Annotated in this window: 7 protein-coding genes; 3 read left to right on the top strand and 4 right to left on the bottom strand. The window is 72.1% G+C overall.

Annotated elements, in window-relative coordinates; translation table 11 throughout:
• Positions 1 to 389 precede the first annotated feature (389 nt).
• Positions 390 to 1865, top strand: coding sequence for an MFS transporter (locus ACGFN2_RS06550; RefSeq protein WP_362600634.1), 1476 nt, complete (start codon positions 390 to 392; stop codon positions 1863 to 1865).
• A 185-nt stretch (positions 1866 to 2050) separates the two neighbouring features.
• Positions 2051 to 3766 (top strand): methionine--tRNA ligase, encoded by a 1716-nt coding sequence (metG, locus tag ACGFN2_RS06545; RefSeq protein WP_393357972.1) that lies wholly within the window; start codon positions 2051 to 2053, stop codon positions 3764 to 3766.
• 104 nt (positions 3767 to 3870) lie between these two features.
• On the opposite strand, the gene ACGFN2_RS06540 is transcribed toward metG, so the two are convergent.
• Positions 3871 to 5580: a hypothetical protein gene (locus tag ACGFN2_RS06540; RefSeq protein WP_393357970.1), complete on the bottom strand. Its 1710-nt coding sequence runs from the start codon at positions 5578 to 5580 to the stop codon at positions 3871 to 3873.
• 206 nt (positions 5581 to 5786) lie between these two features.
• Positions 5787 to 7550 carry an aspartate--tRNA ligase gene (gene aspS / locus ACGFN2_RS06535; protein WP_393357968.1) on the bottom strand — a complete coding sequence of 588 codons (1764 nt, stop codon included), beginning with the start codon at positions 7548 to 7550 and terminating at the stop codon, positions 5787 to 5789.
• Between the two features lie 277 nt (positions 7551 to 7827).
• On the opposite strand from aspS, the gene ACGFN2_RS06530 reads away from it, so the two are divergent.
• Entirely contained in the window at positions 7828 to 9999 is a 2172-nt protein-coding gene (locus tag ACGFN2_RS06530; RefSeq protein ID WP_393357966.1) for a SpoIIE family protein phosphatase, read from the top strand.
• On the opposite strand, the gene ACGFN2_RS06525 is transcribed toward ACGFN2_RS06530, so the two are convergent.
• Together ACGFN2_RS06525 and ACGFN2_RS06520 are read right to left on the bottom strand one after the other, a co-directional pair.
• Positions 9939 to 11075, bottom strand: a complete 1137-nt coding sequence (locus ACGFN2_RS06525) for an AI-2E family transporter (protein WP_362600621.1) — start codon at positions 11073 to 11075, stop codon at positions 9939 to 9941. The genes ACGFN2_RS06530 and ACGFN2_RS06525 overlap by 61 nt on opposite strands.
• Positions 11076 to 11173: 98 nt before the next feature.
• A complete protein-coding gene (locus tag ACGFN2_RS06520; RefSeq protein ID WP_393357964.1) occupies positions 11174 to 12130 on the bottom strand; it encodes a pirin family protein in 957 nt (318 codons plus the stop codon).
• Between the last annotated feature and the right edge of the window lie 22 nt (positions 12131 to 12152).

The following is a 12152-nucleotide window of genomic DNA, read 5'->3' as shown; positions in this document are numbered from 1 at the left end:
GGGGGGGGTTCCGGGGGCCGGGGGGGGCGGGCCCCGCGGGGGGGGGGGCCCGGCCCGCCCCCCCCCCCCCGCCCCCCCCCCCGGGGGGGGGCGGGCCCCCCCGGGGCCCCCCCCGCGGCCGCTGTCGTGTGCGCGCCCATGAGCACGCCGGCGACCCGCACCACAAGAGGCGAGGCCCCGCGCCGCTACCTACGCTGAATGGGTGAGCGCTCCGTTTGATCCGGTTGCTCTGGGTTTGGGCGGCGGGTGGCCGGGGTGGCCGTACCAGCCGAGCGAGGCGGGCCGTGATGAGTGACGCGAGCCAAGAGGGAGGTCCCGCTACCCCTCCCAGAACCGGCCCCAGCTGGGCCGCACCGGCGAAGCCCGATCCGCGGCGCTGGTGGGGCCTTGTGGTGATCGCGCTCGCGCAGCTGATGGTGGTGCTGGACGCCACCATCGTGAACATCGCTCTGCCGTCGGCGCAGCGGGACCTGGGCATGTCGGACGCCAACCGGCAGTGGGTGATCACCGCGTACACCCTGGCGTTCGGCGGGCTGCTGTTGCTCGGCGGGCGGATCGCCGACCTGGTGGGGCGGAAGAAGACGTTCATGATCGGGCTGGTCGGGTTCGCGGTCGCCTCGGGGCTGGGCGGCGCGGCCACCGGGTCCGGGATGCTGTTCGGGGCGCGGGCACTCCAGGGCGCCTTCGGGGCGCTGCTGGCGCCGTCCGCGCTGTCGCTGCTCACCACGACGTTCACCATCGGGAAGGAGCGAAGCAAGGCCTTCGGGATCTACGGGGCCATCGCGGGCGGCGGCGCGGCCATCGGCCTGATCGCCGGCGGGCTGCTGACCGAGTACCTGAACTGGCGCTGGTGCCTGTATGTGAATGTGCCGGTCGCGGTGATCGCCTTCCTGGGGGCGGCGGTGTTTCTGCACGACAAGCCGGACCGGGGCCAGGTGCGGCTGGACATTCCGGGCGCGGTGCTGGGCTGCGGCGGCCTGGTCGCGATCGTGTACGGGTGCAGTGAGGCGGAGCCGCGGGGGTGGGTCGACGGGCTGGTCATCGGGCTGCTCGTGGGCGGGGTGGCGCTGCTGGGCGTCTTCGCGTGGTGGCAGTCGCGGGCGCCGCATCCCCTTTTGCCGTTGCACATCGTGCGGGACCGGAACCGTGGCGGCGCCTTCCTGACCATGGGGCTGGCGGTCATCGCGATGTTCGGGATGTTCCTGTTCATGACCTACTACCTGCAGACCGTGCTCGGCTATTCGCCGGTACGGACCGGGATGGCCTTCCTGCCGATGGTCGCGGCGATCGTGGTCGGCTCGACCCAGATCTCGGCGCGGCTGCTGCACCGCGTCCCGCCACGGTTCCTGATGGTCCCGGGCGCGCTGCTGGCCGCCGCGGGACTGTTCACCCTGCGGTACCTGACGGCCGAGCCCGCGTATGTGTCGCATGTGCTGCCGGCCATGCTGCTGGTCGGGCTCGGCATGGGCCTGATCTTCATGCCGGTGATGGCCACGGCCACGTCCGGGGTGGCCGCGCACGACTCCGGGGTCACCTCAGCGACGGTCAACACCGCGCAGCAGGTGGGCGGTTCGATCGGCACGGCGCTGCTGAACACCCTCGCCACGTCGGCGAGCGCGGTGTTCATCACGGAGCACCTGGCGGACGCGGCGCGCAGGGGCGGCGGGCTCGGGCTCACCCCGGCGGTGCGGGACCAGATCGTGAAGCAGGGGGTGGTGCACGGGTTCAACGTCGCCATCGGGGTGGCGTCGGCGATCATGCTGCTCGCCGCACTCGTGGCCGGAGTCCTGGTCAACGGCCGGGCGCCGCGGCACGGCCGGAGCCCCGCGGCGGACGGCGCCGAGTCCGCGGACGCGCCGGTGTGAGGAACGGGCGGCGGGCAGGGCGCGAGCCCGCCGACGACGGGGGCAGAGCGGGCGGCAGGCGGAGTGAGCAGAGGCTCGGTCCGCCGCCGGAATACCCGCGCGGTCACCCCTGCCCCGTCCAGTACGATATTGACGTTCCGTAAAGCAAATCCTCACTCACCGTAGCGACTTGGGAGCAGCCGGCAATGGCTCGACACCTCATCACCAGCGCCCTTCCGTATATCAACGGGATCAAGCACCTGGGCAACATGGTGGGGTCCATGCTCCCGGCCGATGTCTATGCGCGGTACATGCGGCAGCGCGGCCACGACGTGCTCTACATCTGCGCGACGGACGAGCACGGCACCCCCGCCGAGCTGGCGGCGAAGGACGCGGGCCAGTCGGTCGACGCGTTCTGCGCGGAGCAGCACGACAAGCAGAAGGCGATCTACCAGGGCTTCAGCCTGGAGTTCGACCACTTCGGGCGCAGCTCGTCACGGGAGAACGTGGAGCTGACGCAGCACTTCGCGCGCAAGCTGCACGAGAACGGCTTCATCGAGGAGCGGGCGATCCGCCAGGTCTTCTCGGTCGCCGACGACCGCTTCCTCCCCGACCGCTACATCGTCGGTACGTGCCCGCACTGCGGCTACGACAAGGCCCGCGGCGACCAGTGCGAGAACTGCACCCGGGTGCTCGACCCGACCGACCTGATCGACGCCCGCTCGGCGATCAGCGGCAGCGGCGAGCTGGAGGTGCGGGAGACCAAGCACCTCTTCCTGCTCCAGTCGAAGCTGCAGCACGAGGTCGAGGGCTGGCTGGAAGGCAACGGCAGCAAGGACTGGCCGACGCTGGCCTCGTCCATCGCCCACAAGTGGCTGACGGAGGGGCTCCAGGACCGGGCGATCACCCGTGACCTGGACTGGGGCGTCCCGGTGCCGGCCGATGTGTGGCCGGAGCTGGCGGCCGAGGGCAAGGTCTTCTACGTGTGGTTCGACGCGCCGATCGAGTACATCGGCTCGACGAAGGAGTGGGCGGACGTCGACCCGGAGAACCGCGACTGGAAGTCGTGGTGGTACGAGGCCGAGGACGTCCGGTACACGGAGTTCATGGCCAAGGACAATGTGCCGTTCCACTCCGTGATGTTCCCGGCGACGCAGCTGGGCACCCGCGAGCCGTGGAAGAAGGTCGACTTCCTCAAGGCCTTCAACTGGCTCAACTACTACGGCGGGAAGTTCTCCACCTCCCAGCGGCGCGGCATCTTCACCGACGCCGCCCTGGAGCTGCTGCCGGCCGACTACTGGCGCTACTTCCTGATCGCCAACGCCCCGGAGTCCGACGACACCTCCTTCACCTGGGAGCTGTTCTCGTCCTCGGTCAACAAGGACCTGGCGGACACCCTCGGCAACTTCGTCAACCGGGTGCTGTCGTTCTCCCGGAAGCGGTTCGGTGACGAGGTGCCCGCGGGCGCCGAGGCCGGGGCCGCGGAGCAGAAGCTGGGCCAGGAGATCGCCGGGCTGCTGGCCGAGTACGAGGGCCACATGGACGCCCTGCAGTTCCGCAAGGCCGCGGCGTCGCTGCGCGCCCTGTGGAGCGCGGGCAACTCCTACCTGGAGGAGAAGGCCCCGTGGCTGGAGATCAAGACCGACAAGGACGCGGCGGCCCTGACGCTGCGTACGGCGATGAACCTGATCCATCTGTACGCGATCGTCTCCGAGCCGTTCATCCCGTCGTCGGCCAAGGCGATGCGCGGTGCCTTCACGCTGGAGAACGACACGGCGGTGTGGGTCTCCCAGGAGGAGGCGAAGGCGCTGGCCGCGGTGCCGGCCGGAACACCGTTCACGGTGCCGCCGGTGCTCTTCGCGAAGATCACCGAGGACGACCTGGAGTCCTACCGCGAGCGCTTCGGCGGCGCGGAGGAGTGAGCCCCTGCTGACCGCGGACGTCTCCGCGGCGGCGACCCGGCAGGTGCGCCCGTCCGGCCTTCGGGCCGGGCGGGCGCAGACCTGTGCGGAGCCGGTGCCGTGGCTCAGGGCCGGGTCGGCGGGGACACGAAGGCGCGCAGCGGCTTCAGGCCCGGCGTCGGCGGCAGCGGGACCGGGCGCCAGCCCCGGGCGTAGGACGGCGGCTTACGGCCGGTGATCAGGACGGCGGCGGGCCGGGAAGCGGCCAGCCGGGCCAGGGCCGCGGGGGTGATCCCGGCGTCGTGGCCCTGCGGCTGGCGGGACGCACAGCCCGCCCGGTACGCCACCCGTACCGCCTCCTCGCCGCTCACCACACAGGGCGCCCGCAGCCCGGCCCGGCGCAGCGTCCCGGTGATCCGGTCGATGCCGGTCTGGGAGCGTACGGTGCTGCGCACCATCTTGTGCAGGATCACCAGCTGGACGGCCTCGTGGCTCATCAGCACGAGGACGAGGGCGGCCACCGCCCACACGTGCCGGCGGCGCGGCAGCCGGGTCAGCCGCCACAGGAACCACGCGGCGGGCATCAGCAACAGGGCGTAGGCGGGCAGCAGGAAGCGCGGCGCCGCGTAATTCACCGTCAGCAGGTAGGGGGCGGCGAGGCAGAGGCCGACCAGGGCCGGGACGACGAGCGGGGCCGGGCCGTTGCGGTGCAGCGGACCGACCGGCTCGTGCAGCCGCACCGCGGGCCAGACCGGACCGTGGCCGGCTGGCTCACCGGACGGTTCGCGGCTGCCCGGCCGGACGGGCGCCAGCCCGAGCGGCGGCGGACCACCGCCGCGCTCCGCCGCCGCCCATGCCGGGCCGTACCGGTGCAGCGCGCCACCGGACTCACGGGACCGCAGCGCCATCCACACCGCTCCGATGACCGCCAGCGGCAGCAGGAACCACCAGACCGCCGTCACCGGGTGGTCCCAGGCGAGCTGGCAGGGGCGGCACAGCGTCTTGCCCTGGAGGGACCGGGCATGGTCGTCGAAGGACAGATGCCAGCCGAGGCCGCCCTGGATGCGCGCCGCCTCCCGCAGCCGCGCCACCAGCCCGCCGTACGACAGATACGCCTCGGCGACCCACTCGGCACACCCCAGGGCCAGCCCGGCGGGCAGCGCCAGCAGCACGGCGGGGCGCCGCCATGACGGGACGCACAGCGCCGCGGCGAAGAGCGGCACGGCCAGCCAGACGGCGTCGGTGGGGCGCATCAGCGCGGCCACGGCCACCGCGAGGGCGAGCCCGGCCGCCGCGCCGCGGCCCGCGCGCGGCGCCAGTTGCCGGGACGGCTGCCGTACGGCGCGCAGAAAGCAGCCGGTGGCGGTGAGCGCGGCGTAGGCGACCCACAGGTTGGGCATCGCCTGCGGGCCGTAGAACAACGTGATCCACAGACCGGCGAACAGCGCGCCGCCCAGCGCCGGTACGGGGGCGGGCAGCAGACGCCGCCAGGCGCACAGACTGAGCAGCAGCCCGGCGCCGGAGAGCACCGCCAGGTAGCAGTGCAGCACGGTGGCCGAGGTCGTCAGCGCGGCGGCCGGCGCGAGGAGGAAGCTGACACCGCGGGCGCGCGGGGCGCTGAAGAACGCGGCCGGCGTATGGCGGTCGACCTGGCTGACGTACACCGTCTCGTCCCAGCCCAGACCGGGGGTGGTCAGGGCGGAGTAGACGAGGAGGGCGGTGAACGCGGCGGCGACGGCGCCGAGCCACCACAGGTCGTGGGCCACGGCGGAGCGCGTCGCGCGGGCCCGCGGCCGCGGGCCGGGCGGAGCGGTGAGGAGGCTGGCTTGCTGCATGGGCACCACAGTGCGGGCGCCGCCGGGGCACGGCCACATGAGTGGAGCGGTCGGGGCACCCGGCCCGTCCCGCGGCGTCCGTTCCCGCCCCGGGACGGGCTGCCGCGCGTCCGACAGCACAGAGGCCTCGAACGGGCCGGGGCGGCGTTTCACGTGAAACGCCGCCCCTCAGCCGGTCCGAGGCCCCTTGGCCGTCGGTGTGCCGCCTACTTCGCCTGCGGCTTGCGCAGGGAGAGGTGCAGCTCCTTGAGGCGTGCCTCCTCGACCTCGCTCGGGGCGCCCATCAGCAGGTCCTGGGCGTTGCCGTTGAGCGGGAAGGCGATGGTCTCGCGGATGTTGGGCTCGTCGGCCAGCAGCATGACGATGCGGTCGACGCCCGGGGCAATGCCGCCGTGCGGCGGGGCGCCGAACTTGAAGGCGCGGAGCATGCCGCCGAACTCCGCCTCGACGGTGTCCTTGTCGTAGCCGGCGATCGCGAAGGCCTTGTACATGACCTCGGGCTCGTGGTTACGGATCGCGCCGGAGGACAGCTCGGTGCCGTTGCAGACGATGTCGTACTGCCAGGCCAGGATGTCCAGCGGGTCCTTGGTCTCCAGCGCCTCCAGGCCGCCCTGCGGCATGGAGAACGGGTTGTGCGAGAACTCGATCTTGCCGGTGTCCTCGTCCTTCTCGAACATCGGGAAGTCGACGATCCAGCAGAAGCGGAACTCGTCCTCGACGAAGTGCCCGGCGCGCTTGGCGGTCTCGACCCGGACCGCGCCCATGATCTTGGAGACCTCGTCGAACTCACCGGCACCGAAGAACACGGCGTGACCGGGCTTCAGGTCCAGGGCGGCGACCAGCGCCTTGATGTCGTCCTCGGTGAGGAACTTGGCGATCGGGCCGGTCAGCGCGTTCTCTTCGCCGACGCGGACCCAGGCCAGGCCCTTGGCGCCCTGCTGGACGGCGAAGTCGCCCAGCTGGTCGAAGAACTTGCGCGGCTGGTCGGCGGTGTCCGGCACGGCCAGGGCGCGGACGTGCTTGTCGGCGAAGGCCTTGAAGCCGGAGCCCGCGAAGACGTCGGAGACATCCACCAGCTCCAGCTCGGCGCGCAGGTCCGGCTTGTCGGAGCCGTACTTGACCATCGCCTCGCGGAACGGGATGCGCGGGAAGGGGGAGGTGACCTTGCGGCCGTTGCCGAACTCGGTGAACAGCTCGGTCATCAGCTTCTCGACGGGCTGGAAGACGTCTTCCTGCTCGACGAAGCTCATCTCGATGTCGAGCTGGTAGAACTCGCCCGGCGAGCGGTCCGCGCGGGCGTCCTCGTCACGGAAGCAGGGCGCGATCTGGAAGTAGCGGTCGAAGCCGGCGATCATCAGCAGCTGCTTGAACTGCTGCGGGGCCTGCGGCAGCGCGTAGAACTTGCCGGCGTGCAGCCGCGAGGGGACCAGGAAGTCGCGGGCGCCCTCGGGCGAGGTCGCGGACAGGATCGGGGTCGCCATCTCGTTGAAGCCGAGGGTCACCATCTTGTGGCGGATGGCGGAGATGACCGCGGTGCGCAGCATGATGTTGCGGTGCATCCGCTCGCGGCGCAGGTCGAGGAAGCGGTACTCGAGGCGCTTCTCCTCGTTGACGCCGTCGTCCGCGTTGATCGTGAAGGGGATCTGGTCGGCGGCGCCGAGTACCTCGACCTCGGAGACCTCGATCTCGACCTCACCGGTCGGCAGATCGGGGTTGACGTTGTCGGCGCCGCGCGCGCTGACCTTGCCGTCGATGCGGACGACGGTCTCCTTGGTCAGCGAGCCGAGGGCCTCGTTGGCCGGGGTGCCGGGGCGGGCGACGAGCTGGACGAGACCGTAGTGGTCGCGCAGATCGATGAAGAGGATGCCGCCCAGGTCACGTCGATTGTGCAGCCAGCCGCTGAGGCGGACGTCGGTGTCGACGTCCGTGGCTCGGAGCTCGCCGCAGTTATGGGACCGGTACCGGTGCATCGCTCATCCAAGTCGTCGCGAGTGTCGAGGTGAGGAGTTGTCGGGAGAGGGAGAGGAAAAGGTGCACGGGCTGGTCCGCCCGGTCGCTCTCCCCGTGGATCACCCGAAAGGCCACCCCAGGATTGACATAACCGCTCCAGGTTACCGTCCCGGCCCGCACCCCTTCGCTGACATATACGCGTCAGCCTCCACGGGTCCGGATCGCGGCATCCGAATGGGACGACGGTCACGTCCGGCTCACTGGTCGGGTCGCACCAAACGCCCCTAAAGTGAGGCAATGCGCACCGAGGATCTCCTGGCCGCCATCGCGACCGGCCTGTGGCGGTGGGACAACGCATCGGGACGGGTGACCCTCGACGCCGAAGCGGCCCGGCTGCTCGGGCTGCCCGCCGAGCCCGTGGAGCTGACCGAGGCGGCGGTGCGCTCCCGTTTTCATCCCGTCGACTTCGCCGAGGTCAACGGGATCGTGCAGCTCGCGGTCGCCGAGGAGACGCTCGCCGAGGCCCGGCTGCGCATCGTGGACGAGCACGGGCGCATCCAGCGCATCGTCCGCTCCCGCTCCCGCCCCCGGAGCGTCGACGGCGGCTTCGAGCTGGTCGGCACCCTCCAGGAGGTGCCCGAACCACAGCCCGGCACCGCTGCCGCGCACACCCCGATCACCGGCGACTGGCGCCGCTCCCGCGAGGCGTTTCTGCTGGACGCGGGCCGGGCGCTGGCCGAGGCGCGGTCCACCGCCGAGGTGCTGCGGGTCGCGGCCGGGCTGTCGATGCCTGGGTTCATGCCCGACGGGCTGGCGGTCTTCGGCTTCGAGGGCGACCGGCTGTCGGTCATCGGCCACCACGGCCACCAGTCCGGCGACGAGGGGCCGTTCGCCGCCATGACGCTGGCGACCGACCACCCGGCCGCCGAGGTCGTCCGCACCGGCCGGGCGCTCTACCTGCCCACCCCGGCGGAGTACCGCCGCCGCTACCCGGCCACCTGGCCGCCGGACACCCGGTTCCGCCGGACGTCCTGGGCGTTCCTGCCGCTGGTGAACGCGGGCCGGACGATCGGCGCCTGGATGGCGGCGTTCGCCCAGCCGGTGGCCTTCACCCCCGACGAGCGCTCGGTGCTGACCACCGTCGCCCGGATGCTGGCCCAGGCGCTGGCCAGGGCCGGTGTGCAGGAGGAGCAGCAGGAGCTGGCGCTCGGACTGCAGCGCAGCATGATGCCGACGGTGCAGCCGGACATCCCGGGGATGACGGTGGCGGCCCGCTACGTCCCGACCGGCGGCGGGCTGGAGGTCGGCGGCGACTGGTACGACATGATCCCGCTGCCGTCCGGCCGGATCGCGCTGGTCATCGGGGACGTCCAGGGGCACGACGTACGGGCCGCCGGCCTGATGGGGCAGCTGCGGATCGCGCTGCGGGCCTACGCGTCCGAGGGCCACCACCCCGATGCGGTGCTCTCCCGCGCCTCCCGCTTCCTGGCCGGGATCAACGAGACCGAGCTGCGCGGCCACGGCGAGGACCAGCGCTTCGCTACCTGCCTCTACATCGAGGTAGATCCGGCGACGGGGCTGCTGGACATCGCGCGGGCCGGGCACCCCGATCCGGCGGTCCGGATGAGCGACGGCACGATGCTGGTCCGGCCCACCGCGGGCGGGCTGCCGCTGGGCATCGTCCCGGACACCGACTACCCCACCACCCGGCTGGTCCTGGAGCCCGGCGAGACCATGCTGGTGTGCACCGACGGGCTGATCGAGACCGGCGGCCACGATCTGGAGACCGGCTGGGCGCGGCTGCGCGGCGTCCTGGAGGCGGAGGAGTCCGGCGAGGACGGCGCGGAGGGCGCGGACGGCGAGAGCCTGGAGCGGCTCGCCGACGCGCTGGTCCAGGCCGTACACGGGCCGCCGTCGCACCACACCACCGGGCCACTGGTGGACCGCCGCGAGGACGACATCGCCCTCCTGCTGCTGCGCCGGGAGGGCGCCGCCTGCGCGGTCGGCACCGGCGGCCTGCTGCCCCCGCAGCCCGTCCGGCGCACGGTGCTCTCCGTGGCGCAGGCCGAACCGGAGCGGATAGCCGCAGCCCGCCGGCAGGTCCGGGACGTGCTGCATGACTGGGCCGACCCGGATCAGGTGGACTCGGCGGTGCTGATGGTCTCGGAGATGGTCACCAACGTCCTGCTGCACACCGACGGGGACGCGCTGCTGGTCGCCGAGATCACCGGTGAGCGGGGCGCCCGGCGCATCCGGGTCGATGTCGCCGACAGCAGCGATGAGTTGCCGCACCGCCGCCGGCCCGGCGAGCTGGCGTCGTCGGGGCGCGGTCTGGTGCTGCTGGAACTGCTGGCCGGCGCGTGGGGCGTGGACCCGCGCGGGGACGGCAAGTCGACGTGGTTCGAGCTCTACGAGGAGGCGGGGGAGGCGGCGGGCCCGCTGTCGTCGGAGTCCGAGCCCGCGGCGTAGTGCACCCGCAGCTCGTGGAGCACCCCGGTCACGGCGGCGGTCAGCGGTACGGACAGCAGCATGCCGAGGATGCCGGCGACGCTGGCGCCCGCGGTGATCGCCAGCATCACGGTCGCCGGGTGCATCTGGACCGTACGGCTCTGGATCATCGGCTGGAGGACGTGCCCCTCCAGCACCTGCACTGCCAGGACGACGCCGAGCGCCCACAGCGCGATCACGAAGCCGCGGTCGGCCAGCGCCACCAGGATCGCCACCGCGCCGGAGATGAAGGCGCCGAGGTAGGGGATGTAGGCACCGACGAAGACCAGGGCGCCCAGCCCGACGGCCCCGGGCACCTGCAGGATCAGCAGCCCGACGGTGATGCAGATGGCGTCGATCAGCGCGATGAAGGTGGTGCCGCGCATGAAGCCCTCGATGCTCTGGAAACCGCGGCGGGCCATCCGCTCCAGCTGCGGTGCCGAGTTGCCGGGCGCCCAGTCCCGCAGGGCGCGTACGGCCTTGTCGGAGTCCCGCAGGAAGAAGAAGGTCAGCAGCAGGGCCAGGACCGAGGCGGCGAGGAACTGGCCGACGACGCTGACACCGGCCAGCAGCCCGGAGGCCGCGGTGCCCCCGAACTTGGCCACCAGGTCCTTGGACTTGGCGGCGAGGTCGTCGAGCGACGTACCGGCCGCCCCGAAGTGCTGGGAGAGGTCCTTGGCGGCGCTCCGGAGCGAGGCGATGATCTGGTCCCCGGTGTCGACCAGCGCGCTGACGACGATGTATCCGGCACCGCCGACCACCACCACGAGGACCGCACAGGTCAGCCCGGCCGCCAGCGAACGGTTGAGCTTCATCGCCACCAGCCGCCGGTAGAGCGGCCCGAGCAGCCCGCTGCCCAGCAGCGCCAGCAGCACCGGCGTCACGGCCGCGCTCAGTTCGACGCACAGCCACACCCCGACGGCCAGCACGGCCGCGATCAGCAGCGCCACCAGACACCAGGCCCCGGCACGGCGGGCCTCGATCGGCAGCAACGGGCCGGTGGCCTGCGGCCGTTCGCCGTCGGCGCCGGGCCGGTTTTCCTCCGAGTCGTTTCGCACCCGGACAGTCCACCACGGCAGAAGGTCCGGAGACGCACCGCGGAAGAGGCCGGGGGCGGCGTTTCACGTGAAACGCCGCCCCCGCTGCCGACGTACCGTCAGCGCTCGCCGGCGGGGATCGACCCGAGCCGTCCGGCCTGGAAGTCCTCGAAGGCCTGGGCCAGTTCGGCGTGGGTGTTCATCACGAACGGGCCGTAGTGCCTCATCGGCTCACGGATCGGCAGCCCGCCCAGCAGCACCACCTCGAAGTTCGGGCTGCGCGACTCCTGGGACTCGTCCGCGCGGATCGTGATCGAGTCTCCGCCGTTCCCGAACACGACCGTCTGGCCCATACGGAACGGGCGCCCCTCGGCACCGGCCGCACCGCGTCCGGCCAGGGCATAGGCGAGGGCGTTGAAATCCCTGCGCCAGGGCAGCGTCAGCTCGGCGCCCGGGTTCACCGTCACATGCATCATCGTGATCGGCGTGTGCGTGATGCCCGGCCCCTGGTGGCCGTCGAGGTCACCGGCGATCAGCCGCAGCAGCGCCCCGCCGTCGCCGGAGGTCAGCAGCTTGACCTTGCCGCCGCCGATGTCCTGGTAGCGGGGGGCCATCATCTTGTCGCTCTTCGGCAGGTTCACCCACAGCTGGAGGCCGTGGAAGAGGCCACCGGCCATGACGAGCGACTCCGGCGGCGCCTCGATGTGCAGCAGCCCCGAACCTGCCGTCATCCACTGGGTGTCGCCGTCGTTGATGACCCCGCCGCCACCGTGCGAGTCACGGTGCACGAAGGTGCCGTCGAGCAGATAGGTCACGGTCTCGAAGCCGCGGTGCGGGTGCCAGGGCGTGCCCTTGGCCTCGCCCGGCGCGTACTCCACCTCACCCATCTGGTCCATCATGATGAACGGGTCGAGGTGCGTGTAGTCGATCCCGGCGAACGCGCGGCGCACCGGGAATCCCTCGCCCTCGAATCCGCTCGGAGCGGTGGCCACGGCCACCACGGGACGGGCGTGCGCCGCGGCGGGCGCCGCCACGCGCGGCAGGGTCAGCGGATTCTCTACGGTCACTGCGGGCATGACGGCCTCCTCGGTCGCTCAC

The sequence above is a fragment of the Streptomyces sp. NPDC048612 genome (genome assembly GCF_043199295.1).
In the GTDB taxonomy this organism is placed as follows: domain Bacteria; phylum Actinomycetota; class Actinomycetes; order Streptomycetales; family Streptomycetaceae; genus Streptomyces.
This window is presented reverse-complemented; position numbering and strand designations above follow the sequence as displayed.

What these genes read in the sequence shown, in the direction of transcription:
- metG (WP_393357972.1), top strand. Translation starts at nt 2,051, where the DNA reads ATGGCTCGACACCTCATCACCAGCGCCCTTCCGTATATCAACGGGATC.
- ACGFN2_RS06540 (WP_393357970.1), bottom strand. Translation starts at nt 5,580, where the DNA reads ATGCAGCAAGCCAGCCTCCTCACCGCTCCGCCCGGCCCGCGGCCGCGG.
- aspS (WP_393357968.1), bottom strand. Translation starts at nt 7,550, where the DNA reads ATGCACCGGTACCGGTCCCATAACTGCGGCGAGCTCCGAGCCACGGAC.
- ACGFN2_RS06530 (WP_393357966.1), top strand. Translation starts at nt 7,828, where the DNA reads ATGCGCACCGAGGATCTCCTGGCCGCCATCGCGACCGGCCTGTGGCGG.
- ACGFN2_RS06520 (WP_393357964.1), bottom strand. Translation starts at nt 12,130, where the DNA reads ATGCCCGCAGTGACCGTAGAGAATCCGCTGACCCTGCCGCGCGTGGCG.